This is a genomic window from Epilithonimonas bovis DSM 19482 (genome assembly GCF_900108115.1).
GTDB classification, from domain to species: Bacteria; Bacteroidota; Bacteroidia; order Flavobacteriales; family Weeksellaceae; genus Epilithonimonas; species Epilithonimonas bovis.
On sequence record NZ_FTPU01000005.1, the window covers coordinates 85,955 to 112,816 of the forward strand.

Sequence of the window (26,862 nt, forward strand, 5' to 3'; positions counted from 1 at the left end):
ATAAAATCTGACATCTAATGTCTAATAACAAAAGAATTTTCGTAGAAAAAAGAGGAATTTTCGATGTAGAAAGTCCAAAAATTTTTGATGAAGTAAAAGCGGTTGTTTCGTCCATCCAAAGTGTAAAAGTGTATAACATTTACGATATTTTCGGATTAAATAACGGTGAATTCGAAAAAGTAGTCAAAAGTACTTTCGTAGACCCCGTTACTGATATTTTGCACGAAGAAAACCCTGCAAAAGGAATCTATTTCGCAATGGAATTCTTGCCGGGACAATACGACCAGCGTGCGGATTCTGCTCAGCAATGTATCGCATTACTAACCGGAAATGAAAAATCCAAAGTAAGAAGCGGAAATTTAATAGAAATAAATGGCATTAATGATGCCGATTTGGCAAAAATCAAAGACCTTCTCATCAATAAAGTAGAATCTCAGGAAAAAGATTTAAGTATCTTAGATATTCCTGCGGAAGAAACGCCGTCAAAGGTTATTGTTCACGAAGGTTTTAACGATTTTGATGATGTTCAGCTTGCTGACTTCTATAATTCTCACGGTTTTGCATTAGGTTTGGACGATTTGAAATTCATTCAGGAATATTTTAAATCCGAACAGAGAGATCCAACGGAAACGGAATTGAAAGTTTTAGATACTTACTGGAGCGACCACTGTCGTCACACCACATTTGAAACAGAATTATCAAATATTGAGTTCGAAGGACAGTTTAAACATACATTGGAAACCATTTTCAATGATTATATCGAAAAAAGAAAATTCTTAGGACGCGAATTGAAACCGATCTCTTTAATGGATTTGGCAACGGTTTGCGGAAGATATTTCCATAAAACAGGTGAGTTGGAAAACCTTGTTGTATCTGATGAAATCAACGCCTGTACCATCCAAATCGAAGCTGAATACGATGGTAAGAAAGAACCTTGGTATTTATTATTTAAAAATGAAACACACAATCACCCGACAGAAATCGAACCTTTTGGCGGTGCTTCAACCTGTTTAGGAGGAGCCATCAGAGATCCTTTATCCGGGCGTTCTTTTGTTTTCCAGGCAATGAGATTGACGGGTGCAGCAGATGTTTTGGAACCGGTCGATAAAACGTTACCGGGAAAATTACCTCAAAAAACAATCACAAAACAGGCGGCAAACGGATATTCTTCTTATGGTAACCAAATTGGTTTGGCAACCACGATGGTATCTGAAATCTATGACGAAGGCTACAAAGCGAAAAGAATGGAGGTTGGTTTCGTTGCCGGAGCAGTTCCTGTGGATTGGGTAAGACGTGAAAAGCCTGAAGCTGGTGATTCAATCATTATTTTAGGTGGTGCGACTGGTCGCGATGGCGTTGGTGGAGCAAGCGGAAGTTCAAAAGAACAGGACGAAACTTCAATTCACACGATGAGCTCTGAAGTTCAGAAAGGAAATGCGGTTGAAGAACGTAAAATCCAGAGATTATTCAGAAATCCTGAAGTGACGAGATTGATTAAAAAATCGAACGACTTTGGAGCTGGAGGTGTTTCTGTAGCGATCGGTGAAATCGCTGATTCTTTAGAAGTAAACTTGGATGTTTTACCTTTAAAATATGAAGGTTTAAACGGAACTGAGCTTGCTATTTCAGAATCTCAGGAAAGAATGGCGGTTGTGGTTGAACCTAAAGATAAAGAACAGTTTATCAAATTCTGTGAGGCTGAAAATATTGTCGCTGTGGAAGTTGCAAAAGTAACGGATTCCGGAAGAATGCAGATGTTCTGGAAAGGTGATAAAATTGTAGATCTTTCAAGAGAATTCTTAGATACGAACGGTTGTTCAAAAAGTCAGGAAGTTAGAATCACGAACCTTAATGAAGTAAAAGAAGAAACGCCATCATTCAATGAAGAGAATTTCTTAAAGATTTTAAGCGATAAAAATGTTGCTTCTCAAAAAGGTTTGTTGGAAATGTTCGATTCTTCTGTGGGCGGAACTACGGTTGCGATGCCTTTAGGCGGAAAATATCAGCAGACTTTGATGGAAGGAAGCGTTCAGACATTGCCGATTCTCGGAGCGAAAAATATCGAAACGGTTTCTTTGGCAAGTTGGGGATTTGATGCTGAAATATCTAAGCAAAACTCATTGTTAGGAGCATCTTACGCAGTTGTTGAAAGTGTGGCGAAAATCGTTGCAATGGGTGGCGATTATAAAAATATCAGATTCAGTTTCCAGGAATATTTTGAGAAATTAGGTCAGAATCCTGAAAAATGGGGAAAACCTTTGGCTTCACTTTTGGGAGCTTATGATGCCCAAATCAATTTCGGTTTGGCTGCCATCGGAGGAAAAGATTCAATGAGTGGAACGTATCAGGATCTGAATGTTCCGCCAACATTGATTTCTTTTGCTTGTGCCAACGGAGAAAAGAAAAACATTATCTCTCCTGAATTTAAAAACGAAGGAAATAAAGTTTATTTCTTCAATCATATTGCTCAGGAAAACGGACTTCCGAATTATGATGCTTTAAAAGATGTTTATGAATTCATTTTCGAAAACATTAAAGCAGGAAAAATCGTTTCTGTGAAAACAGTTAAAGAAGGTGGAGTTGCAGTTGCTTTAGCAAAGATGAGCTTCGGAAACAGATTAGGTGCTGAAATTACAGTTGATGAAACTGCTTTATTAGCGAAAAATATCGGAAGCTTAATCATTGAATCTAAAGAAGAATTAAGCACTGTAAATCTTCAATTCATTGGAGAAGTTAAAGATTCAAATGTTATTAAAATTAATGATGTTGAATTCGCAATTGGAAAATTGTTAGCAGCCAACACAAACACGTTTGAAAATCTTTTCCCAACAGTTGAAAAAGAAAAATTGACGGTTGCTATTGATGAGAAATTAAACTCAATCAACCTACGAAATATCATTATCAAGAAACACGGGATTGCTCAGCCAAAAGTATTCGCACCGGTTTTCCCGGGAACAAACTGTGAGTATGATACGTTGAATGCTTTCGCAAAAGAAGGAGCTGTAATCAGCAGTTTACCTTTAATCAACATCAATCACCAATTATTAGATGAAAGTATTGATGCTTGGGTTGAGGAAATCAAAACTTCTCAGATTCTGGCTTTCTCAGGAGGTTTCTCTGCAGGTGACGAGCCGGATGGTTCTGCAAAATTCATTGTTAACGTTTTGAAAAACGAGAAAATGAAAAATGCCGTTCACGAATTACTCGACAGAGACGGTATGATTATCGGGATCTGCAACGGTTTCCAGGCGTTGGTGAAGTCTGGATTGTTGCCTTACGGAAGAATTAAAGATTTGGATGAGAACTCTCCTACTTTGGCTCACAACGCTATCAGACGACATATTTCCCAAATGGTCAACGTGAAAGTTGTAAATGATGAATCACCTTGGTTAAAAGGAATGAAAGACCAGGTTTTCACAATCCCGATTTCTCACGGTGAAGGTCGTTTTATGGCTTCGGAAGCAGAAATTCAAAAACTGTATGAGAACGGACAGATTGCGACTCAATATTTGGATTTAGATGGAAACATCGCGCACGGAATGCCGTTCAACCCCAATAATTCATTGTTCGGAATAGAAGGAATCACAAGTCCTGACGGAAAAATCTTCGGCAGGATGGGACATCCGGAACGCTTCGCAGAAGGCTTGATGAAAAATATCCCAACTGCGAATTATCACAATATCTTTAAGAATGGAGTGGAGTATTTCAAATAACAACAAAAAAATGACTGTCATCAATGGCGGTCATTTTTCAGATTTAGAAGGATTTTACAACGAAGTTTCTGAACTTTTTATGAATGATGAAGATTGGAAAGTCGGGACTTTGGATGGTTTCGATGATATTTTGTATGGAGTAGAATCAGATATTACCTGGAAAGATTCTCAGAAATCAAAAAAAGATTTAGGTTTTGAATTGACCAAAGAATTTTATGAAAACAAGATCCGAATCGGGAAACCTTTCAATGTCGATTTGATTAAACAAAAACTGGGTGATTTGATGGATGGAAAAGGAGAAACCTTATTCGAAATTCTAGTTGAAATTATAGAATCGCATCAAAACATTAAACTAATTTTGGACTGATTTAAAACAAGACAATGAACAAGATGATCTATGGATTATTCTTCGGAGACAGCATTACTTACGGAGAATATGACGGCGTTTTTGGCGGCTGGGTGGATATCCTAAAACGATATGCTTTGCAGAAATATAATGAAGGAAATACTAATGAATTGATTCTCTTCAACCTTGGAATTGGCGGAGAAACTACAGAAGGTTTGGTTAATAGAATTCCACACGAGATGAAAGCCAGAAATTCTGCTGATGGAAACATCATTTTCATCGGTTACGGAGCTAATGATTTGGCAAAAAAAGATGGAAATCAATTGGTAAATCCTGAACAATTCAAAACTAATATTGAAATTGCTGTTCAAAACGCTAAACAATATTCCAAAGACATCTATCTGGTAAGCATTCTTCCTCTTTCAGAAAACATCGATTCGAAAGTTTCTCCAACAGGAAAAGTGAGAACCAATGAAGATGTTTTAATTTATAATCAAATCCTTAAAACTATTGCAACTGAAAATTCATTAAATTATATTGATTTTCATTCTGTTTTTTTGCAGGATAAAGAGATTTTACTTTCCAAAGATGGTGTTCATCCCAACGAAAAAGGTTACGGAATGATGGCTGAAATTGCAATTCCAATTATTGAGAAATATCTTTAATTCTAATTTATAAACTGACATAATCCTCTTTGAAATTTCAGAGAGGATTTTTTTGTGAATTACTTTTAGCATAATCTTTGAATTATTACAAAAAATTCAATTTTATGAGTGCGGTTAATGTAAAAACAGTTTTATTGAAAATATTAAAGTGGCTAGGAATCAGCATTGCTTCTATTCTATTCCTAATGTTCATCATTCCTATACTTTTTCCAGGAACCATTTCTCAGCAGGTTAAGATTTTTGCGAACAAGCATCTTGCCGGCGAGTTGGATTATAAAAAAACACATCTTACTTTTTTTCGCCACTTCCCTTCCCTTACGGTATCTGTAGACGATTTTATATTGAAAGGTTCCAGGCCTTTTCAGCAGGATACACTTTTGGCAGCCAGAGAAGTTGCCGTCGGAATCAATCTCAAAAATCTGATTTTTAACCGCGAGGTCAAAATTGATGAGATCTATGTCAATGATGCTACGGCTAATGTTTTTGTTAATTCTAAAGGTGAAGCTAACTACAATGTTTATATTTCAAAACCTTCGGAAAAACCAAAAGATTCAACCGGAACTGGTGCTTCGATCAAATTGGACCTAATCAAACTCAAAAACTGGAATGTCAAATATAACGACCACGCTGCTAATGTTTTAGTTAATGCAAAAGGTTTGAACTATACAGGAAAAGGCGGACTGAGCGAAGATATTTTCGATTTGGAAACCGATTTGGACATCGACAAACTCGATTTTGCACTCAACAGGATTTGGTATGCACAGCAAAAAACGCTGCACGCCGATCTGATTACAAGGATCAACACCAATGCATTGACATTTGTCTTGAGAAAAAACGAATTACGAATCAATAAACTTCCTTTGAAATTCACCGGTTTTGTGAGTATTCTTAGAGACGGCTACAACATTAATATTAATGCAGCTTCTGAAAAAACCACGATTCGGGATATGATTTCGGTTTTGCCGCCGCAATATTTAGAATGGGCAAAAGACACAAAGATCGAAGGAAACAGTGATCTTTTTTTTAGCCTGAAGGGGCGGTTCAGTGAGCCAAAAAATTTAAAACCAGATCTGACAGCAAGCTTAAAGGTCAACAATGGTTTTGTTTCTAACAGCAATGCACCGGTTCCGATGAACAATCTGAATATGGATCTGAATGTCGGACTGCCTTCGCTGGATCCAGAAAAACTCCTGCTCGATTTGAGGACTTTGAGTTTTGATTTGGGGAAAAACAACAATTTCAGAGCTGTTGTAAAAACGCAGGGATTGAGCCAAATGAACATCAATGCCAACATAAAAGGTGCTGTAGATCTGGCAACTTTGGACGCCGCTCTTGGCTTAAAAGATATTGAACTGAGAGGTCTTATGAATACTGATATCGTGTCGAATGGGATTTTCAGCATGGATAAAAAATTATTCCCAAAAACCAAAGGTTTTTTCAATCTTAAAAATGGCTGGCTGAAAACCAAATATTATCCAAACCCGATTCAGAACATCAATATTTTGGCGAATATCCATAATACAGACGGTACTTTCAAAAGTCTTGGCGTAAAGCTCGACCCGTTTAAATTTGATTTTGAAGGCAATCCTGTTTACGTCAATGCAGATTTGCAGGATTTTGAGGATTTGTTGTATAAATTCAGGGCAAAGGGGACGCTGAATGTCGGTAGAATATATAAAGTTTTCAGGAAAGAAGGATTTGATGTCAACGGTCTGATAATGGCGGATTTATCCTTAAACGGCCGTCAAAGCTACGCGACAACCGGACAATACAGCAAACTCGACAACAGAGGAACTCTCATTTTAAAAAACATCAAAGCCACAACCAAATATCTACCAAAATCGTTCTTTATCAAGGAAGGAAATTTCGAATTTGAGAATGAAAAAATGTGGTTCAGAAAATTCTATGCAACCTACGGAAAATCAGATTTTGCTTTGAATGGCTATCTCTTGAACACCATCAATTATTTCATCGAAAGAAAAGGGACGCTTCACGGAAAATTCCATCTCAAATCCAATTATATTTGGTTGATGAATTTATGGCGCTGAAAGAAGGCGATAACAAAGACAAATCGCTTGCTGTGGAATATGCCAAAGAAGAACATCCGAAAAGCAGTGGCGTTGTTATTGTTCCAAAAAATCTGGATGTCGCGTTGGAAGCTAATGCCAAAAAAGTAGAATTCAAAGGCCTTGGACTCAATAATCTCCTGGGATTAGCTTCGGTTAATAAAGGCGAGGTTTATCTGAAAAATGCCACATTTGACATCATCGGCAGCAGGATGAAAATTGATGCGCGATATCAGGACGAATCACCTATTACAGCCAATTATGACATTGCGATGAAAGTTGCAGATTTTGATGTTCAGAGAGCTTATAAAGAGATCGATATGGTTCGTGAAATGGCCACTGCCGCGAAAGATGTGAAAGGAATTGTCTCTTTGGATTACAAACTGAAAGGCGATTTTGACAGCAATATGAAACCCATTTATCCATCATTGGAAGGTGGCGGAAATGTTAATCTGAGAGACGTCGAAGTCAAAAACCTAAAAATGCTTTCGACGATTGGCGATAATATTGGCGCCAACGCTTTTGATAATCCGGATATGAAAGGCGTGGATATCAAGACGAGCATCAACAATAATCTGATTCACGTGGAGCCATTTACTTTCAAAGTTTCTGTTTTGAGACCTACAATTAGCGGCACGACAAGTTTCAACGGCCTGCTTGACTTCCGTGTAAGGGTCGGATTACCGCCGGCTGGCTGGATTGGATTCCCTATTGTTGTTACCGGAACCCACGAAAAACCAAAAATCAAAATCTTCAGCAAAACCGGGCAAGGTATTGTAGAAGCTTTGTACAACACCAAATCTAACAAAGTGATCCGCGAAGAGAAACGGGCTGAGAAAAAATCCCGTGTACAGCAGAGAAAGGATAAAGAAGCGCAGGAAAGAAAAGCCGAAAAAGCCGAGAAGCAGATTGATAAAGATTTGAAGAAGAAATAACATAACCACATCATTTTTTTAAAGATAAAATTCTGATTTGGCAACTAATTTTGGATTAGTTTTTTTCGGAAGTAAACGAGGCTAAAGTTTTGTCAACAATATTTTTGTCAGTTCGATAAAAGTTTTATTTTTAAACAAATTAAGAAAATGGCCTACTACCCGTTGAACAGCATCCCTGATTATTATTCTATTGATGCCCTCTTGACCGCAGAGCACAAGCTTATCCGCGATTCTGTGAGAAGCTGGGTGGAGAGTTTTGTAATGCCAAAAATAGACGAAGCGGCGCAAAACCATACAGATATCCCGGGACTGATGAAAGAATTGGGAAATATCGGCGCACTCGGCCCATATATTCCGGAAGAATATGGCGGTCCTGGATTGGATCAGATCTCTTACGGATTAATTATGCAGGAGCTGGAAAGAGGCGATTCTGCGGTTCGTTCCGCGGCTTCAGTACAATCTTCTCTCGTGATGTTTCCTATTTTTGAATATGGGTCTGAAGATCAAAAAAGAAAATACCTTCCCAAATTAGCGTCCGGTGATATGATAGGCTGTTTTGGCCTGACAGAGCCTAACCACGGTTCTGATCCTTCTTCTATGGAATCAAAATTTACAGAAAAAGACGATCATTATCTTTTGAATGGTGCCAAAATGTGGATTACCAACGCTCCCATCGCAGACATTGCCGTAGTTTGGGCAAAAGGCGAAGACGGGAAAGTAAGAGGACTGATCCTGGAACGCGGAATGGAAGGTTTCACAACACCAACAACGCACAACAAATGGAGTCTTCGAGCTTCAAAAACCGGAGAATTGGTTTTCAATAATGTGAAAGTTCCAAAAGAAAATCTATTACCAAATGTTGAAGGATTGAAAGGCCCGTTATCTTGTCTTAACTCTGCAAGATATGGGATTTCTTGGGGCGTAATTGGTGCGGCGATGGATTGCTATTGTACGGCTGTTCAATATACCAAAGAGAGAAAACAATTTGGGAAACCGATTGCTTCTTTCCAGCTTCAGCAGAAAAAATTAGCAGAATTTTTGACTGAAATTACCAAAGCGCAGTTGCTTTGCCTGCAATTGGGAAATCTGAAAAATGCACATAAGGCTTCGCCAGCACAAATCTCTATGGCAAAAAGAAATAATGTGAAAATGGCGATCGAAATTGCCCGGGAATCGCGCCAGATGCTTGGCGGAATGGGCATAATGGGAGAATTCCCGATGATGCGCCACGCTGCCAATCTGGAGTCTGTCATTACTTACGAAGGGACACATGACATCCATTTGCTGATTACAGGAATGGATATCACAGGCATCAATGCCTTTGGCTAAGACCAAATCAATCTTATATATTTTTAACCAAGCCTGCGGGATTTTTTCGCAGGTTTTTTCGTTCAGATATAAACTAAACCACAAAAGTCACAAAGGATTTATAACGGTCAGAAGATATTTTAATATCCCAAATATCCTTTATTAAAAGGATTTCTGACTATTTTTTTATTCCCGCAGATTATTCCGATTACGCTGATGCTAAATTTAAAATCTGTAAAATCAGCCTTATCAGCGAGAATATTATATTTTCAGGTATGATATTAAGTTATGACATTTATAGATTTATTTCTATTCCTTGTTGACTTTGTTGTTTATTGGACATCCTTACTTTACCAGCTCACTTTCTCTTTCTCTTCAAAAGGAATATCAGGATTGAGGATTTCATCAATCAGATTTCTGATCGAGTCTTCCACTTCAGAATCTTCTATATCAATAAAATACAATTTTTGAGGGCCATTATTGACTTCGGCAAAAGACCAGATTGCAGGTTCTATATATTCCGGATTGATGTTTAAAACATTTTTGATACAATATTTATAAATCGAAAGTTGCAAAGCCTGCTTATAATCATCACGGAAAAACAATTCTGGCAGTTTCTCATCCTTATTTTTTCCAAGATTAATGGTCAAATGTTTGGGTCTGGCCGTTTTGTAATCGATCACTCTGATAATGCCATCTAATCGGTCGATCCTGTCAATAAAACCATAAAAACTTATTTTGTCAGTCGTAGGGACATTTTTATCAAGATAAAAATCACAATTAATTTCTTTTTCAAGGTCAATAATTTCCAGAGCAGAACCATTCTTTACCAATTGCAAATCATATTCAACAATTTGGCGCACTACCCTTTTCGCAATTTCCTTATGGATAAAATTCATCCCTTTATCATAAAATTCCGGCTGATGTTTTAGCTTTTCAATCGCAAAATCGATTGCTTGATCTGTTTGTTGAAGTAAGTTTTCTAAATCATTAATTGATAGTATTTTACCTTTGACTGGCTCGTGCAAAAATTGAAGCGCGTAATGTACCAGGTTTCCATAATTCCTTTGTGATAATTCTTCTTCGATCTCGTTGGTTTCCCTGGTTTTGAGAATATGATTGAGGTAGAAATCAATCGGATTATAAAGATAAGTCACAAGATGCGAAGGGGAAACCCGCTTTTTCCACTCAGAAAGAAGCCTCATTACTTCGTCATTTTTTTCGATTTTCATTAGTGCCTGAGCAATCGGTTCAGACGTATTTTCGATAATGATATTGTCAATTTTATGTGGGCTTTCCATTTCCAGTTGTGTGATAAACCGGCTTTTCTCACCTGTATTAACACCAGAACTCAGCGCATTGTAAAGCAAATGCACATTTTCTGAATCCTGAATCAACCTGTAAAAATGGTAGGCATAGATACTGTCATTTTCCAGAAATGTATTAAGCCCAAAATTCTTTCGGACATCAAAAGGAATATAGGTATTCTGCGTATTTCCTAAAGGTAATTTACCTTCATTTACAGACAACAAAATGACATTTTTGAAGTTCAGAAGCCGGGTTTCCAACAGTCCCATAATCTGAAAGCCGGCCAATGGCTCCCCTACAAAATCTATCGTTTCTGAATTAACGAGTTGGTTAATCAAAACTTCCAATGTCTCAATTTTAACATCAAAGTTATAGGGTTGCAATTGGTTTTTGATGATCTTAAAAACATTCTCAAATAATGCAATATTCTCATACTGGATATCATCCAGCTCCTTAAATTTGAGTTCGTAACAGAATTTAATCAACAAATCTAAAAAAGCCTGATAATTTTCCGGTTTTTGCAACAGATGGAAATAGCTTAGGTTTCCCAATAATTCTGTCAACAGGGTTCTTGAGATATAAACGATGTTCCTCTCCTCTATTGCTGCGATAAAATCCCTGATGATAACAGAATCTTTTTCATCATTAGGAAGCTCTTCCAAAATAGGTAAAATATCGGCGTAATAGTAGCTGGACGATTTTTTCTCCTGCTGTTTCTGCAGATAAAAAAGCTTTTTGACAGCATTGCTGAACGACAGGTTTTTGAGAGGGAAACCCATTGTGATGTTTACGCTCTGGATAACGCCTAAACTATCTAAAACTGCTGGCAAAAGGTTCTCATCCAGTAAAACCAAAGCTGTTTCTGAGAGTTCTTCTATTGGGATTTTTTTTAGGATCTGAGGCAAAAATTTGGCCTGGACTATATTGCCGGAAACTTCATAAGTCTTGATGTTTTTAGGTTGACTGAACTGATTTTCAATCCATTTGAACTCACGGCTGTCATTATATTCCTTCCATTTGATCGTTTCCCGGAGGAATTTTCCGGACTCCTGCCTTTCGTCATCAATGTAATATTGATCTGCCTGGAAATAAGTTACTGCCTTGTCCCATCGCAAAAGCTGTCTTACCAACTTTTCCTCGACTCTGGATAAAGCATTGAATCCACAAAATACGAACTGGCGATCGGTCTGCTCGGCAAATTTTTCCAGCTTGGAAAATGCTTCCTGATACAACATACCGGATGTGGCGAGGTTTTCTTTCTCCAGTTCTGATTTCAGCAATGGCAAAAACTCATTCATCTTCCGCCAAAAGTTCAGGTTTCTTTTCCTTGGGTTGTCCCCTTCTCCAAGGTCGTCGCCCCAATTTTTGATACGTTCCTCATCCAGCATCCACAGCAGGATTTTTTGGTCGTCATCAGAGAACTTCATCATATCATCCCAATCCTTCTGCAAGGTAGGAAACCACTTCAGAAAGCCTGAAAAATCTTCGGCAGAATCTATTTTCTGATAAATCCTGAATGCAAACAGCCAAAGCGCAATACCTTTGATTTCTATATTGGCTGACAGCTCGTAGATCAGTTCATCAATGGTGATAAAATTAGGTAATAATCCTTCGTACTGTTTTTCTTTCAGGATTCTTTTGATAAAAACCATTGGTCTTTTCCCGGGTAAAACGATGTCCAGACCAGAGATATCATGGTGATTTTCTAATAATTCTGAAATAATTTTCTGAAGAAACTGCATAAAAAAGCCTTTAAAAACTTAAAGGCTCAATTTAACTATTTTTTAGGATAAAATTATTCTACCGTAATTTTTTTCTCAAGAAAAGTATTGACACCCGAAGCATCTTTTCCTGCAAAAAACTTAAAGGTATAGGTTCCTTTCTTCAATGGTGCAAAGTTGATGCGGCTGCCATCCACATAAGTACCGTCGCCACAGACGCCGTTGGTTTTATAGGCATAGTTGGCCACAGTTCTTACAGAATCATTGGTATATTGATAATCCTGGCTGTAGATCCCTTCACAACCTTTGGTAAAGGTAGAGAACGTTTTAATTTCCTGACTGCTCCCCAGCAACATGGTATTTTTTGGGATCTGTACGCTATCTATTTTTGTTGCAAAAACATTCGTAATCTCCTCATAATCATCATGATCATTGCAGGAGATAGCTACTGATGACAGTAGGCCTACGGCTAATAAGAGGGCTGCTTTTTTCATATTGATTTTTAATTATTAAAGTTACCTTTTGACAAATACACTACTTTTTTGGTATCAAAAAACTCGCCATCAAAATAATTCCTGAGATTGAAAATTTCGCATTTGAGGCCTGCCAGTTCTTCAGCCAAGTCACCGCCTTTTAAGTATAAGACACCATTGTGCTTCGGGTTAAATTGTTCTTTTTCGAATTTTCCCCGCAACCATGTTAAGAAAACAGGCATCTGTGTAACGGCCCTGCTGACTACAAAATGAAATTTTTCTTTCAGCTGTTCTGCTCTCATGTGATGAGCCGTTACATTCTGCAGACCAAGGCTTTCTGCAACACCTTTTACAACGGTAATTTTTTTTCCGATACTGTCAACCAGTGTAAACCTGGTATTGGGAAACAAAATAGCCAGCGGAATCCCGGGGAATCCGCCACCGGTACCGATATCCAAAACTTTTGTCCCGTCTGCAAATGCCATTACTTTTGCAATGCCAAGAGAATGGAGAATATGCTTCTCATAAAGGCTCTCTGTGTCTTTTCTGGAGATAACGTTGATTTTCTCATTCCATTCTTTATATAAAGTCTCCAGTGCTGCAAACTGTTTTTGCTGCGTTTCTGTTATATCAGGAAAATATTTTAAAATTAGATCTAATGCCATTTGGCGTATTACAAAGGTTATTTAATTTATCTTAATAAAAATGATTTGTTTTGGCGACAACATCATTAGAATTGATCCAGGAAATTTTTAATTCTTGTCATAGCTTCTGTTAATTCCTCTTCAGAAGCTGCGTAGGAAAAGCGGATGCACTCAGGGCTACCAAAACTTACACCACCTACACATCCTACATGGGCATTTTCCAACAAAAACATAGCAAAATCATCAGCGTCTTTAATCTCTGTACCATTAAGGGTTTTACCCAAATAATAAGAAATGTCAGGGAAGATGTAAAAGGCGCTTTTCGGAAGATTACATTTGAAGCCCTTAATCTCTTTCATCAGTCCATATACCAGATCCCGCCTCTTGTGAAATTCGCTAATCATGTACTGCAGTTCCTGTGGATCCATCTTCAGAGCGGTTATAGAAGCTCTCTGCGCCACGGTATTGGCACCACTTGTCATCTGGCCCTGCACCTTGTCGCAGGCTTTGGCTAACCAATCCGGACATGCCGAGTAACCAATTCGCCATCCTGTCATGGCAAAGGCTTTACTCATGCCGTTGATAACCGCAGTCTGTTCATAGACTTGCGGAAAACTTGCGATGGAAACATGCTCACCATCATAATTGATAAATTCGTATATCTCGTCTGATATAATAGTAATATCAGGATATTTTGCAATAACATTGGCAATGGCTTCCAGCTCCTCACCTGTATAGAAACTACCGGACGGATTGCACGGTGAGCTGTAAAGCAGGGCTTTGGTTTTTGGAGTAATGGCCTGCTCCAGCTGTGCAGCAGTGATCTTAAAATCAGTATCGATAGAGGTTTCTATAAAAACGGAAGTTCCACCTACCAGCTTGACCATCTCATCATAACTTACCCAATATGGTGCGGGCAGTATCACTTCATCACCATCATTAACGATGGCTGCCAAAACATTGATAATAGACTGCTTGGCACCGTTGGAAACACAGATCTGTGTCGGTTTATAATCCAGATTGTTATCTCTCTTCAGCTTGTCTGCAACGGCCTGTCTAAGTTCTAAAAAGCCCGGAACCGGAGAATAATGGCTGTAATTTTCATTAATCGCATCAAAAGCGGCCTGCTTTATTTTTTGTGGTACATCAAAATCAGGCTCCCCCAGTGTAAGGCTGATGACATCTACGCCGGATGCTTTCATCTCACGAACTTTGTTGCTCATGACAAAGGTTTGGGAATAACTTAGTCGGTTCAGTCGGTCAGAAATTTTGCTCATGCTTTAGATAATTGGATTTAGTGAGCAAATATAATTGTTTAAATTAAAATAAAAGTCTTCCCATGCCTTATACTCACTAAAAATCTTTGAAAATTTTATTTTTCTGATAAAAAATTTTGTCACCGAATAAGTCGTAGGCTTATCGTAGTTGAAAAGTGTATGTTTCTTTCAAATCAATATTAATAATATGTTTTTTTCTTCCGAAACGCAGCGTAATTTTATTATTTTTAATAAATTTGATACAAATTTTTATAAAATCATATATAATAATAATGAATAAAAGAAAACTACCTCTTTTAATTGCGGCTTTCTCATTACTCACGGTTAATTCTGTTATGGGCCAGAATTACAAAAGTATAGTAGAGGATTATCTGAAGTCGTCTACTGCCGGGAAGCATATTTCTAATAAAGAATTTATCATCGCCTCGGAAGATCCTTCACAATCGCTGAATGCGACAGTGGTGAAAATACAGCAGACTTATAACGGTATTCCTGTATATGGTAATTCTTCCACTTTGCTGATCAGAGAAAATGATGTCCTTAATTTCGTTGGGGATTTTAGTTCCAGTAAAACGACATCTTCAAATAGTTCTCAGGCTGCATCAGGTGAAACTATTTTGATGAAGGTCATCCAAAATCTTAACCTGAAAAATGGCCAAGCTTATAAAGCAGCACTTACAAGCGGAGATATCAAAGCCCCTTCTTTGGTATATTATGATAATGGGACTGCGCTAAAATTATCTTATGAGCTGGAATTCTATGAGCAACAATCAAGCAATCTTTGGCATATTATTGCTGATGCCAAATCCGGGACAATCTATGAGCAAAACAATCTTACACTTTCCTGTAATTTTGCTGACAATGCTTATGGAAGTGAGCATACCCATACTGATGGGGCGCAGGACAATCATTTGGTAATGTATCCTCAGAATAAGGTTCAAACTAAACAATCATCATTATTAGCCAATAATGCATCTTACAGAGTTTTTCCATTTCCGGTAGAGGCGCCTACTTTTGGCGACAGAGCATTATTAACAAACCCTTGGGATAATACAGCATCATCCCTTGGCTGGCAGAATGATAACACTAATGAATATAATATCACCAGAGGGAACAATGTATATGTTTACACTGATGAGTCCAGTACTAATACCATAGGTTCATCAGCAGATGGAGGCAGTTCTCATATTTTTGACTTTCCTTTTAATATAGACAATGGTCTGGACAGTTACAAAGATGCAGCAATGACTAATCTTTTTTATGTAAACAACCACGTGCATGATGTATTGTATAAGTTTGGGTTTACAGAGACATCAAAAAACTTTCAGGCCTATAATTTTGGTAAAGGAGGAAGCCAAAATGATTATGTTCAGGCAGAAGCCCGAGACGGCGCAGGTTTAGCTGATTTATCTCTGGGCATCTACAATAATGCCAATTTTTCAACCCCTTCAGACGGAACCACACCAAGAATGCAGATGTACGTTTGGATGGGATCTGCACCGTACTTTACTTTTAATGGGCCTTCATCAGTTGCCGGAACTACAATCCCGAGCGTTGGGCTGGGATATTTTGGTGTACCATTATGGAAAAAGCCAATAACTGCCGATGTGGCTGTTTCGCCAGTTGCAGATGCGTGTACTGCACTGCCTGCCGGTTCACTTAGTGGTAAAATAGGCATTGCCAAAAGAGGCACCTGTAACTTTACCGTAAAGGTAAAAAACATGGAGGCAGCCGGTGCGGTCGGGGCTATCATTTACAATACACCAGATGCCGCAAGCAACCCTGGAGAAGCCATCAGCAATATGTCAGGAGATGGAACAACTACAGTAGCCATCCCATCCGTGTTTCTTCCCCAATCTAAGGGAGAAGCTATAACCAGTTTAATTACCGGGGGACAGGCGGTTAATGTAACTCTTAGTAACAAAGCAAAAGATGGCAGTTTAGACAATGGCATTATAAGCCATGAATATGGTCATGGATTATCCAACAGGCTTACAGGCACCAATGTAGGCTGCTTGAGTTCTACTAATGATAAAGAGCAAATGGGTGAAGGCTGGTCTGATTTCCTTGCGCTGATGCTGACAATGAAGCCTGGTGACAATGCGTCTGTTGCAAGGGGTATAGGCACTTACGCCAGCAACCAATCTACAACTGGCGGTGGTATAAGACCTGCCAAATATTCCCCAGATTTTTCAGTCAACAACTATACTTATGGTAAAACCAATGGAATGGAATATACCAATTCTTCAGGTGATTTAGTTCCGGATGTACACTCCGTAGGTTTTGTATGGGCAAGTATCCTTTGGGATCTTAACTGGAAGTATGTAGAGAAGTATGGGTACAATAATGATATTACCGCTGATGCTAACTCAGGACCTGCAAGGGTTTTCCAGGCAGTGGTAGACGGTTTAAAATTACAGGGCTGTTACCCAACATTTGTTAGCGGCAGAGATGCCATAATAGCTGCTGACCAAGCATCTACAGGCGGACAGAACAAATGTATGATATGGAACACCTTTGCGAAAAGAGGTGTAGGTGTGAGTGCAAGCGCCGGCTCCAAAACTAATATCAATGATCAGATAGAAGATTTTACTGTTCCTGCAGAGTGTGCCCTGGCCACTAATGAAGTGACTGCAGCAAAAGCATTCAGTATCTATCCTAACCCAGCGAAAAACGAATTCTTTTTAAATTTTAATAATTCGATTATTGGTAAGGTTAATGTTGAGATTTATGATGCTGCCGGTAAATTAGTTTCTACACAGCAAGTAGATCCTTCCGCTAAAGAAGGGATTAATACCCAAAAATTGGTAAATGGTGTTTATATTGTAAAAGCATCAGGTATCGGTGTTAACTACAGTTCAAAGATTGTAATCAGCAAGTAATCATTAAGTTTTATAATTAGAGAAAAGCCGCAGTTATTTGCGGCTTTTCTGTTTTATTGATATTTTTAAAGTTGCATTTCCGGGACATCGCCGTCAATAAGGAGATGGGCTTCGGTCGCTTTGATGATATCATCTACGGTTACGCCGGGTGCTCTTTCTATAAGCCTGAGGCCTGCAGGCGTTACCTCCATCACGGCCAGTTCGGTCACAATCTTTTTAACACAGTTAACCCCTGTTAAAGGCAGCGTACACTGTTTAAGAATCTTGGATTCGCCTGCTTTGTTAACGTGCATCATAGCCACAATAATGTTCTCAGCAGAGGCTACCAGGTCCATGGCGCCACCCATCCCTTTAACCATCTTTCCGGGGATTTTCCAGTTGGCGATATCACCATTTTCAGAAACCTCCATAGCACCTAAAATGGTCAGGTCAACCTTTTGGCTTCTGATCATCCCAAAACTAAAGGCCGAATCAAAAAATGATCCGCCAGGCAGAATGGTGATGGTCTGCTTCCCTGCGTTAATCAGATCTGCATCCTCTTCGCCTTCGTAAGGAAAAGGCCCCATGCCCAGCACACCATTCTCACTCTGGAACTCTACCGAAATATCATCGGGGACGTAGTTCGCTACCAACGTGGGGATACCTATACCCAAATTAACATACATTCTGTCTTTAACCTCCCTGGAGATGCGTTTTGCAATTTGTTCTTTAGTCAGCATGGTTCAATGGTTTTCTGGTGGTACGTTGTTCTATTCTTTTCTCATAATCCGTGCCCTGGAAAATACGCTGCACCATGATCCCGGGGATATGAATCTGGTTGGGATCCAGCTGCCCCGGTTCTACCAGTTCCTCCACTTCTGCAATCGTTATTTTGCCGGCACCGGCCATTGGATAATTAAAGTTACGTGCGGAGGATTTAAAAACCAAATTACCGGCATAATCCCCCTTCCAGGCTTTAACAATAGAAAAATCAGCGTTATAGGCATATTCCAAGATATGAGGTTTCCCGTTGAAGTCTTTAATCTCTTTGCCTTCGGCCACTTCGGTACCGTAGCCTGCGGGTGTATAAAATGCGGGGATACCAGCCTGCGCAGCCCTGCATTTCTCCGCCAGTGTCCCTTGTGGTGTCAGCTCCACCTCCAACTCACCGGACAGCATTTGACGTTCAAACTCAGCATTTTCCCCAACATAAGATGAGATCATTTTTTTGATCTGTTTCTTATGCAGCAGCAGGCCCAGCCCAAAGTCATCCACACCGGCATTGTTGGAGATGCAGGTGAGCTGCCCTATGTTTTTGTTAACCAATTCTGCAATGCAGTTTTCCGGAATGCCACAGAGCCCAAAACCACCAAACATCACCGTCATACCTGTTTCTATATCTTTTACAGCCTCTGCTGCATTTTTGACCCGTTTATCTATCATACGCTTATCTTTTTTGTCGGTTTATAAATATAAAAAAATCCAGAGGATAAGATGAAAGAAAAATAAATAAAAGATAACGATGATGGTACCGCCGATCAAATACGGATTTGAGCCGCACTATCAATCCTTTAAAAAAGGGATTGCGCCCGGCAGGCGGTCAAAAAAAGCCATACACCAAAAAAATGTATGATTTTCCTAACAATTTAAAACTATTTTTTATCGGTTACTGATTGTGACGCTGACAGGCATCACATAAGAAGACGCTAACATATGGCGGTTCATGTTACCGACATCCACTTTGTAAATAAGACGGGACAGTACGTTTTCAATTTCTTTGCTAACGTTTTCACAATCACCGGTTGCATGAATATTTGTTATTTTACCATTCTCAGTAAGGCTGAACCGAACATTTGAATTAACGGTACCTTCTTTATAGTCCTGAGCCGTGAAATCAAAATTATCCTTCAACAGCTTTCTCAACTCTCCAAAACCATCAGCAGAACTGAGGACAACTTCCTGGATTTTATTCTCACGACTTTGCGCACGCAGCATGCTGATAATGCCACCGGACATCAGCAAAAAAAATGACAAGAGCATTACCTTTGTATTTTTCATATCCATAAATTTTAAGGTGAACTTATTCTGAACACCAAAGTTACTTAAAATTAAAATACAATTAATATTAAATTAATATACAAGTCTGAATTTTCATCAGAGTTTGCAAAAAAGCCATTGTCTTTTGCAGACAATGGCTATATGTATTAATTGTATCTATAAAGTTTACAGCTCTTTCTTAAGAAATTTGGCTGTCAAGCTTTTCCGGGATTTAATAATCTCTTCCGGCGTGCCCTCTGCGATGATCTGCCCGCCATGTTTTCCCCCTTCCGGGCCAACGTCGATAATATGATCTGCCAGCTTGATAACATCCATATTATGTTCGATAATGATGAATGAATTACCCAACTCTACCAGCTGCTCTATAGCTTCCATCAGGATTTTGACATCTTCAAAATGAAGCCCTGTTGTCGGCTCATCCAAAATATACAAGGTATTACCGGTTTGCCGTTTGGACAGTTCTGTTGCCAGTTTTACACGCTGCGCTTCTCCACCACTCAGGGTTGTTGACTGCTGCCCAATGGTGATGTAGCCTAAGCCCACATCCTGAAGCGTTTTGACCTTATTGTAGATTTTAGGAATCGGCTGAAAGAAGTCTACCGCTTCGTTAATCGTCATTTCCAGCACGTCGGAGATGGATTTCCCCTTGTAGCGGACTTCCAGCGTTTCGCGGTTAAACCGTTTGCCGTGGCAGGTTTCGCAGTGCACATAGACATCCGGCAGGAAGTTCATTTCAATCACTTTGAGGCCGCCACCCTGGCAGGTTTCACAGCGCCCGCCTTTGACATTGAAGGAAAAGCGGCCTGCTTTATAACCGCGGATTTTACTCTCCGGCAATTCTGCGAAGAGGTTCCGGATATCGGTAAACATGCCTGTATAGGTTGCCGGGTTGGAGCGCGGTGTCCTCCCAATCGGAGACTGGTCAACGTCAACAATCTTGTCTATATTATCAATCCCCTCTATACTTTTATAAGGCAGCGGCTCCTGGACCGCGCGGTAGAAGTGGCGGTTGAGTATGGGGTACAATGTACCGTTAATCAGTGATGATTTGCCGCTACCGGAGATACCGGTGACCACCACCAGTTTGCCCAGTGGGATCTCCAGCGTTACATTTTTCAGGTTGTTTCCGGTTGCACCTTTCAGGATAATGGATTTACCATTTCCTGCCCTGCGCTCCGCCGGCACTTCTATTTTCCTTTTACCAGTGATATAATCTGCGGTAATGGTATTGGCTTTGGCGATATCTTTGGGATCACCCTGCCACAGGACCTCGCCTCCGTATTTGCCTGCTCTGGGGCCAATGTCCAGCACATGGTCGGCCTCCAGGATCATATCCTTATCGTGTTCTACCACCAATACCGAGTTACCAATATCCCGCAGTTCTTTGAGAGATCTGATAAGCCGCTCGTTATCGCGCTGGTGTAGCCCAATGGACGGCTCATCCAGAATGTATAAGACATTGACCAGCTGGGAACCGATCTGAGTCGCCAGCCGGATCCGTTGCGACTCCCCACCCGACAGGGTTTTAGAGCTTCTGCTAAGACTCAGGTAATCCAAGCCGACATCCAGCAGGAACTGCAGCCTGGTTTCTATCTCTTTCAGTATTTCGTTGGCGATTAACTTCTTTTTATCACTGAATTTATCCCTGATTTCTGCCAGCCATTCTTTGAAATCCAGAAGTGAAAGCCCGTTAACTTCCGCAATATTTTTGCCGTCGATTTTAAAACTAAGGCTTTCCTGACGGAGGCGCGCTCCTTTGCAGGCCGGGCACAGCTCTTCTGCGGTGAAATTACGCTCCACTAATACGGCATCGTAATTCTCGCGCTCTTCCACCATATCTTCAAGGACTTTGACCAGGCCATCAAAGTTGATCTTGATCTTTTTGGAAATACCGGCATGTTTCAGTTCCTTGGTGATATCCCTGGTGTAACCATTGTAGATATATTCGCGTGCCTCCTGTGGGATATCTTTGAAAGGCGTAGTCAGGCTCAGGTCGAACAGTTCCAGTATCGCTTTGATCTGCGAGAGGATCCATTTGTTGGATTTGATCTGCTCCAACGGCAGAAGCGCTCCCTGATTGATGGAGAGTTTATCATTCTCCACAAAATAATCCGTATTTACTTTTTTGACGGTCCCCAGTCCTTTGCAGGTTTCGCAATGGCCTTTTGGGGAGTTAAAAGAGAATGTATTAGGTTCCGGCAGCGCCAGTGAATCCCCCGTGGCATCATCCATCAGGTTTTTGCTGAAGAACTGAGCATCCTCCTGCCCCATTTCCTGAATCGCAATAATACCCTCTCCCATTTCCAGGGCCGTTTTCAGCGATTTGGGCATCCTGGCTGTGGAGGCATTTTCCCCAATGATCCATCGGTCTATTACCACTTCGATATCGTGGGTTTTATAGCGGTCCAGTTTCAGATCATATTCGATATCCTGCATTGTTCCGTCGATGCGAGCCTGGGCATAACCCTTCTTGGACAGCTGTACAAAAAGCTCGTGGTAATGCCCTTTCCTGGACCTTACTACCGGAGCCAGAAGGTATACTTTTTTACCGGCATAGTTTTCTTTGATGGTGTCCAGGATCTGCTCTTCTGTGTAGCTCACCAGTTTCTGGCCGGATGACAATGAATAAGCATCAGAAACCCGTGCGAATAATAATCTGAGGAAATCGTACAGCTCGGTGATGGTCCCCACGGTAGACCGCGGATTTTTGTTGGTGGTTTTCTGCTCAATGGCGATAACCGGAGACAGCCCTTCGATTTTGTCCACATCAGGTCGCTCCATCCCGCCCAGAAACTGCCTGGCGTATGCCGAAAAGGTTTCTATGTAGCGGCGCTGGCCCTCCGCGAAAATGGTATCGAAAGCCAGCGATGATTTGCCGCTGCCGGACAGGCCGGTAATAACGACCAGTTCATTTCTCGGGATTTTGACGGATATATTTTTCAGATTGTGCTCCCTGGCACCATAAACTTCTATAAAGTCCTGATTATCTTTCATATACAGATATTCATTTATTTTAAATTCCCATAAAACCGCCCTGTTTCAATGCTTGATATGTTCAAAAATGGTGGCGGCCGTATGGTATTTTCACCCTTTTGGGCAAAGGACAAAAATACGGAAATTAATTGAGTAAAAGGGGATAAATGATGTTGGGTGTTGGATGATGGATGATGGATGATGGATGATGGATGATGGGTGATGGGTGATGGAGGATGGGTGATGGGTGATGGAGGATTTTTTTAACGCAAAGAGCGCAAAGATTTTTTTTATGTTGATGATGTTAATGAGCGCAAGGGCACTTCGTTCAGCTAAGGGCTGCTGTGTTTTTTTGTTGCTGGAACGCGATTGCTGCGTTGCGGTGCCTCCATTTTTAGCATGAAAGCACTATTTGTTATTTTGTAAGGGGCAAGTGAACCAGGGTTCCGTCTGACTTTCCGATACATTGTCCTCCGCCCTGCTAAGGAAAATATTCGGAGTGACGGCGTGAATATGAGCGATAAGTGATGGATGATGGATGATTTTTTTAGCGCAAAGAGCGCAAAGATCTTTTTTATATTGATGATGTTAATGAGCGCAAGGGCACTTCGTTCAGCTAAGGACTGCTGTGTTTTTTTGGTTGCTGGAACGCGATTGTTGCGTTGCGGTGCCTCCATTTTTAGCATGAAAGCACTGTTCTTTATTTTGTAAGGTGCATGTGAACCAGGGTTCTGTCTTACTTTTTGATACATTTTACTCCGCTATGCTGCGGAAAACACTCAAGTGATAGTTTTGGAAGTTGGGTATTTTTTGATTTGGCGACTTTGGATACATTCATTATATTATTCTTAATTTAAGCATGATAAAATTAATAATATGATAATTAAAAAGAAGAATCCCATCCATGAACTATCCATGGCTTTGGTATGGCTTTACTATGGCTTTGCTATGAATAGGATATCCTTAAATAATGAGCCTGATTTTTTAAAACATCCTAATATCCCCTATTGACGGTCATTGAGCTTATCCCTACTTTTGCATTTATTCCGCAAAAAGCATGCTTTCCCCGCATTTAGCTGTGACACGGCTCTCAGATTTTTACGAATATGATAAAATCATCGGAAGAGTGTTATGCAGATAACACCTCTTTAAACTTTAATAATATTTAACAATCCATTCTGGAGTATAAAAGCCTTGCTAAAGCTATATTTGCACATTGAAATCCATAAAAAAAAATGAAAATTATTTTATCCAAATTTGCTGTAGCCCTTGCTGTATTATCGTCCTTCTACTGCTTTGCATGGGGACTTACCGGACACCGTGTGGTGGCAGAGATTGCTCAGCACCATCTGAGCTCTAGAGCAGAGCGCAAAATTAAAAAACTGTTGGGCAACGAAAAGCTGGCTTATTACGCTAACTGGCCTGACTTTATCAAATCCGACACCACCGGTGTATACAAAGAAACGTCAGCGTGGCATTATGTGAACGTGAACCCTCAGAAGAATTTTCAGCAGTTTAAAGATTCTTTAACGGCTCAAACAGGGCCAAACCTTTATACCCAGATCAAAGCCCTTTCTGATCAGATCAAGGACAAAAAAGTTCCTGATGCCCAGAAGAGGACGGCACTAATCTTTCTAATCCATCTTGTAGGCGACCTGCATCAGCCAATGCATGTGGGCCGTGCGGGCGATTTGGGTGGCAACAAAATTAATGTCACTTATTTTGGCCAGAACAGCAACCTGCATTCGGTTTGGGATTCAAAACTGATTGACAGCCAACAGTACAGCTATACCGAATTTGCTGATGTGCTGGATAGGAAAACTAAAGCAGAAGATGAACAAATCCAGAGCGGTTCATTGGAAGAATGGCTCTATGACAGCCACAAAATTGCCAATTCGGTTTATTTTCATACGCCTGCCAATTCTAAGCTAAGCTATGATTACAACTACCGTTTTGAACCGACTGTTGAAAGACAGCTGCTTTATGGAGGATTGCGATTAGCTAAAGTCCTGAATGATATTTTTGGCTAGTCTACAGATGACAAAAAAACAGATAAAAGCTTAAAAGCAAACTGTTTAGTCTAAAAATATATTATAATTTTTCAGAGGTTATAAGATATTTCCATATTAACAAACATCCTTTAGTGTCAAGATTTTTTCAATCCCTGAAAATATCATAAAACCACAATATTTAGCATCTTATCATCAGCCCTTTCAGAGTTTTGAACTCTGAAAGGGTTTTATTTTAAACATCTATTTTTCCTGAGAAACAGTTTGACTATCCCTCAATCAAAGACAAAAAGACCTTCTTTTAAAATTTTAGTTTTTAATTTTTAAATCCCGAGCAGCGCCAATGATGAGAATGCGTAAAATCCGTAATTTTCAAAATCAGTCCGGCCAAACCTCTGAATTTGTTTGTCACTTCCTTAACTGGGATCATATAAAATTTATGGATAGTTTTCGAAAATCAAAAGCCTGGTCATTATAATCATAAAAGATTACATTTTTTTCTCCAACAAACTGTTAAATCAGCCACGGGTATTTGTGGTAGATACCATCCAGTAGCATGGCCAGGATGCCTACAAAGATCCACAGCCTCAAGAGATTCAGTGATTTGAATTTATCGTTCTTCTGGTTGCGGTACAGCATGAAGACTGTCCCGCCGATGGCAGCGGTCGTCAGCAGGAAGTACCAGGCCATGATATTCCTAAAGCCAATGCCGATGCTGAGAATGACCGAAACACCCCATGTGATGATGAGCAATATCAGCAAAACCGAACGTGTATTAGAGAACCCAAAATGGTTGGCGATGGTACCATATCCAAACATTTTATCGGCATTCCTGGTGAGTGTATCCTTGATTACATCAATGATGAACAGCATCAGGAACAGGAAAACCGCCAGGAACAGGATCTTAAGAGAAAAAGTCTGGTAATAGATCAGCATCCCAAAAAAAGGATACAGCGTCAGCGCCACAAAAGTCATATTGTTAACCACCATGATCCTGCTGAGCTTGTGGCTGTAGAACCACATCAGAAACTGGTAAACCAGGAAGAATATAAAAACGCGGTGCGAAACAAAAAAAGCCAGCCCTAATGATATGGTGTTCAGCAGGACATAAGCTGTGAGAAAGTATTTTTCCTTTAAGAAGTTCTGCAGGCGCGAGCGGAAGGGTTTGATCAGCTGATCCTTCTCCTTGTCATAGAACCGGTTGATAATGCCGCCTGCCAGGATGCTGAGAACCGAGCAGATAATGATAAAATGGACTTTGTAATCGAAGACAAAATTGCGGAAGCTCTCTTCGCGGTTGAAGAGGAAAAAAGTAGAAACGTAGAGCGCAAACGTCAGCAGGACCGCCACAAAAAACCGGGCTCCCAATAAAAAACCCATCAACTGAGAAATCCGGTAAAGGGCATTACGTGAAGCCGGTTTTTTTTCGTTGGCCATTTACTGTGTTTTATAAAAACCCTTTCGGAGTTTGAAACTCAGAAAGGGTCCTGATTTATTTGGATTCATCCTCTTAAAAGCGGTAAATCACTTCCTTATGGAAACCGTCCAGCATTTTCTCTGCCTTCTCATAATCCTTGGCAAAACCAAGGATATAGCCACCGCCGCCACTGCCGCACAATTTGAGGTAGTAGGCATTGGAATCGAGGCCGTTTTTCCATGCATTGAAGAGATTCTCCGGGATCATTGGCCTAAAATGTTCATAAGCCCACACCGAGAGTTTTTTCAGATTACGGAAGAAAGGGTTCATATCTTTTTTAAGAAAAGCATCGATACAGGCATTGTTGTAACGGATAAATTCCTCTTTCAGGGTCTTGCGGAAACCTTCGTTTTTCAGTTTTTCAAAGAAAATCTGGATCATAGGCCCGGTCTCCCCTGTCATTCCCGAATCGATCAGAAAGATGGCACCTTTCCCCAGTTCCTCTTTCGGTATCGCCACTTTGTCCACGCTCTCACGGCTCTCGATGAGAATCGGCAGGTTCATAAAGCAGATCAGCGGATCGATGCCCGAACTTTTGCCATGAAAATAACTTTCGAGCTGGCCAAATATCACTTTCAGGTCTTTCAGCTCCTCTTTGGAGATCGTATCCGGATTTTTTTTGATCACCGAATATCTTTCAAATACCGCAGCAACCAAGGCTCCGGAACTGCCCACGCCATAACCCTGCGGAATATTGGAGTCAAAAAACATCCCGTTGGCGATATCGCTTTTGAACGCTTCCACATCCAGCTGAAACTCCTGTGGTAAACTGAGACTGCCCAGGTACACTGCATAACTGTGCAGGGACCGGTTGGATTTTATTTCAAAATCATTATCCAAATCAGAGAATTTGAGGGTGCCTTTATAAAAACTGTAGGGCAATGTAAGGCCCTGAGAGTCTTCGATGATACCATATTCGCCGAACAGCAGAATTTTAGCGTAAAATAGAGGGTTATTCATACCTTGTATTGATGATGCAAAATTACGAAATATTTTCTATTGCTATGTTGCAATTTCCGAGCCTAAAT

Annotated in this window: 19 protein-coding genes; 8 read left to right on the plus strand and 11 right to left on the minus strand. The window is 40.1% G+C overall.

The window, feature by feature from the left end:
- Positions 1-17 precede the first annotated feature (17 nt).
- From B0B05_RS03530 to B0B05_RS03555, 6 genes are all read left to right on the plus strand, one after another.
- Complete coding sequence (locus tag B0B05_RS03530; RefSeq protein ID WP_076782104.1) at positions 18-3,713, plus strand: phosphoribosylformylglycinamidine synthase; 3,696 nt, start codon at positions 18-20, stop codon at positions 3,711-3,713.
- A gap of 10 nt (positions 3,714-3,723) precedes the next feature.
- On the plus strand, positions 3,724-4,080 hold the full coding sequence (locus B0B05_RS03535) for a ribonuclease inhibitor (RefSeq protein ID WP_245799189.1): 357 nt from the start codon (positions 3,724-3,726) through the stop codon (positions 4,078-4,080).
- Positions 4,081-4,094: 14 nt separating this feature from the next.
- On the plus strand, positions 4,095-4,724 hold the full coding sequence (locus tag B0B05_RS03540; RefSeq protein WP_084173869.1) for an SGNH/GDSL hydrolase family protein: 630 nt from the start codon (positions 4,095-4,097) through the stop codon (positions 4,722-4,724).
- A gap of 134 nt (positions 4,725-4,858) precedes the next feature.
- Entirely contained in the window at positions 4,859-6,772 is a 1,914-nt protein-coding gene (locus B0B05_RS16900) for an AsmA family protein (protein WP_245799191.1), read from the plus strand.
- Positions 6,748-7,725 carry an AsmA-like C-terminal region-containing protein gene (locus tag B0B05_RS16905; RefSeq protein ID WP_245799192.1) on the plus strand — a complete coding sequence of 326 codons (978 nt, stop codon included), beginning with the start codon at positions 6,748-6,750 and terminating at the stop codon, positions 7,723-7,725. The genes B0B05_RS16900 and B0B05_RS16905 overlap by 25 nt, the downstream gene beginning before the upstream one ends.
- A gap of 147 nt (positions 7,726-7,872) precedes the next feature.
- Entirely contained in the window at positions 7,873-9,054 is a 1,182-nt protein-coding gene (locus B0B05_RS03555; RefSeq protein WP_076782108.1) for an acyl-CoA dehydrogenase family protein, read from the plus strand.
- 329 nt (positions 9,055-9,383) lie between these two features.
- On the opposite strand, the gene B0B05_RS03560 is transcribed toward B0B05_RS03555, so the two are convergent.
- The 4 genes from B0B05_RS03560 to B0B05_RS03575 form a co-directional block, all read right to left on the minus strand.
- Entirely contained in the window at positions 9,384-12,083 is a 2,700-nt protein-coding gene (locus B0B05_RS03560) for a PD-(D/E)XK nuclease family protein (RefSeq protein ID WP_076782109.1), read from the minus strand.
- Positions 12,084-12,136: 53 nt separating this feature from the next.
- A complete protein-coding gene (locus B0B05_RS03565) occupies positions 12,137-12,556 on the minus strand; it encodes a hypothetical protein (RefSeq protein WP_076782110.1) in 420 nt (139 codons plus the stop codon).
- 8 nt (positions 12,557-12,564) lie between these two features.
- Positions 12,565-13,200, minus strand: a complete 636-nt coding sequence (gene rsmG / locus B0B05_RS03570; RefSeq protein ID WP_076782111.1) for a 16S rRNA (guanine(527)-N(7))-methyltransferase RsmG — start codon at positions 13,198-13,200, stop codon at positions 12,565-12,567.
- Positions 13,201-13,265: 65 nt separating this feature from the next.
- Entirely contained in the window at positions 13,266-14,456 is a 1,191-nt protein-coding gene (locus B0B05_RS03575) for a pyridoxal phosphate-dependent aminotransferase (RefSeq protein WP_076782112.1), read from the minus strand.
- A 272-nt stretch (positions 14,457-14,728) separates the two neighbouring features.
- Between B0B05_RS03575 and B0B05_RS03580 the strand changes: the two genes are divergently transcribed.
- Positions 14,729-17,338: a T9SS-dependent M36 family metallopeptidase gene (locus B0B05_RS03580; RefSeq protein WP_076782113.1), complete on the plus strand. Its 2,610-nt coding sequence runs from the start codon at positions 14,729-14,731 to the stop codon at positions 17,336-17,338.
- A 65-nt stretch (positions 17,339-17,403) separates the two neighbouring features.
- Here the strand turns inward: B0B05_RS03580 and B0B05_RS03585 are convergent, their stop codons facing one another.
- From B0B05_RS03585 to B0B05_RS16525, 5 genes are all read right to left on the minus strand, one after another.
- Positions 17,404-18,057: a CoA transferase subunit B gene (locus B0B05_RS03585; protein ID WP_076782114.1), complete on the minus strand. Its 654-nt coding sequence runs from the start codon at positions 18,055-18,057 to the stop codon at positions 17,404-17,406.
- Positions 18,047-18,760 (minus strand): CoA transferase subunit A, encoded by a 714-nt coding sequence (locus tag B0B05_RS03590; RefSeq protein ID WP_076782115.1) that lies wholly within the window; start codon positions 18,758-18,760, stop codon positions 18,047-18,049. The genes B0B05_RS03585 and B0B05_RS03590 overlap by 11 nt, the downstream gene beginning before the upstream one ends.
- Before the next feature lie 216 nt (positions 18,761-18,976).
- Positions 18,977-19,375, minus strand: coding sequence for a hypothetical protein (locus B0B05_RS03595; RefSeq protein ID WP_076782145.1), 399 nt, complete (start codon positions 19,373-19,375; stop codon positions 18,977-18,979).
- A 165-nt stretch (positions 19,376-19,540) separates the two neighbouring features.
- Positions 19,541-22,369 carry an excinuclease ABC subunit UvrA gene (gene uvrA, locus B0B05_RS03600; protein WP_076782116.1) on the minus strand — a complete coding sequence of 943 codons (2,829 nt, stop codon included), beginning with the start codon at positions 22,367-22,369 and terminating at the stop codon, positions 19,541-19,543.
- Positions 22,370-22,680: 311 nt separating this feature from the next.
- Complete coding sequence (locus B0B05_RS16525; RefSeq protein ID WP_076782117.1) at positions 22,681-23,100, minus strand: hypothetical protein; 420 nt, start codon at positions 23,098-23,100, stop codon at positions 22,681-22,683.
- Between the two features lie 483 nt (positions 23,101-23,583).
- Here B0B05_RS16525 and B0B05_RS03610 point away from each other — a divergent pair, with 483 nt between their 5' ends.
- Entirely contained in the window at positions 23,584-24,378 is a 795-nt protein-coding gene (locus tag B0B05_RS03610; protein WP_076782118.1) for a S1/P1 nuclease, read from the plus strand.
- 492 nt (positions 24,379-24,870) lie between these two features.
- On the opposite strand, the gene B0B05_RS03615 is transcribed toward B0B05_RS03610, so the two are convergent.
- Both B0B05_RS03615 and B0B05_RS03620 read right to left on the minus strand, forming a co-directional pair.
- Positions 24,871-25,794 carry a UbiA family prenyltransferase gene (locus B0B05_RS03615; protein WP_076782119.1) on the minus strand — a complete coding sequence of 308 codons (924 nt, stop codon included), beginning with the start codon at positions 25,792-25,794 and terminating at the stop codon, positions 24,871-24,873.
- A 73-nt stretch (positions 25,795-25,867) separates the two neighbouring features.
- Positions 25,868-26,794: a mevalonate kinase family protein gene (locus B0B05_RS03620; protein ID WP_076782120.1), complete on the minus strand. Its 927-nt coding sequence runs from the start codon at positions 26,792-26,794 to the stop codon at positions 25,868-25,870.
- Between the last annotated feature and the right edge of the window lie 68 nt (positions 26,795-26,862).

Bases quoted from the DNA above. Each gene is read 5' to 3' on its own strand.
- B0B05_RS03530 (WP_076782104.1), top strand. From the start codon at position 18: ATGTCTAATAACAAAAGAATTTTCGTAGAAAAAAGAGGAATTTTCGAT.
- B0B05_RS03535 (WP_245799189.1), top strand. From the start codon at position 3,724: ATGACTGTCATCAATGGCGGTCATTTTTCAGATTTAGAAGGATTTTAC.
- B0B05_RS03540 (WP_084173869.1), top strand. From the start codon at position 4,095: ATGAACAAGATGATCTATGGATTATTCTTCGGAGACAGCATTACTTAC.
- B0B05_RS03555 (WP_076782108.1), top strand. From the start codon at position 7,873: ATGGCCTACTACCCGTTGAACAGCATCCCTGATTATTATTCTATTGAT.
- B0B05_RS03560 (WP_076782109.1), bottom strand. From the start codon at position 12,083: ATGCAGTTTCTTCAGAAAATTATTTCAGAATTATTAGAAAATCACCAT.
- B0B05_RS03565 (WP_076782110.1), bottom strand. From the start codon at position 12,556: ATGAAAAAAGCAGCCCTCTTATTAGCCGTAGGCCTACTGTCATCAGTA.
- rsmG (WP_076782111.1), bottom strand. From the start codon at position 13,200: ATGGCATTAGATCTAATTTTAAAATATTTTCCTGATATAACAGAAACG.
- B0B05_RS03575 (WP_076782112.1), bottom strand. From the start codon at position 14,456: ATGAGCAAAATTTCTGACCGACTGAACCGACTAAGTTATTCCCAAACC.
- B0B05_RS03580 (WP_076782113.1), top strand. From the start codon at position 14,729: ATGAATAAAAGAAAACTACCTCTTTTAATTGCGGCTTTCTCATTACTC.
- B0B05_RS03585 (WP_076782114.1), bottom strand. From the start codon at position 18,057: ATGCTGACTAAAGAACAAATTGCAAAACGCATCTCCAGGGAGGTTAAA.
- B0B05_RS03590 (WP_076782115.1), bottom strand. From the start codon at position 18,760: ATGATAGATAAACGGGTCAAAAATGCAGCAGAGGCTGTAAAAGATATA.
- B0B05_RS03595 (WP_076782145.1), bottom strand. From the start codon at position 19,375: ATGAAAAATACAAAGGTAATGCTCTTGTCATTTTTTTTGCTGATGTCC.
- uvrA (WP_076782116.1), bottom strand. From the start codon at position 22,369: ATGAAAGATAATCAGGACTTTATAGAAGTTTATGGTGCCAGGGAGCAC.
- B0B05_RS16525 (WP_076782117.1), bottom strand. From the start codon at position 23,100: ATGTATCAAAAAGTAAGACAGAACCCTGGTTCACATGCACCTTACAAA.
- B0B05_RS03610 (WP_076782118.1), top strand. From the start codon at position 23,584: ATGAAAATTATTTTATCCAAATTTGCTGTAGCCCTTGCTGTATTATCG.
- B0B05_RS03615 (WP_076782119.1), bottom strand. From the start codon at position 25,794: ATGGCCAACGAAAAAAAACCGGCTTCACGTAATGCCCTTTACCGGATT.
- B0B05_RS03620 (WP_076782120.1), bottom strand. From the start codon at position 26,794: ATGAATAACCCTCTATTTTACGCTAAAATTCTGCTGTTCGGCGAATAT.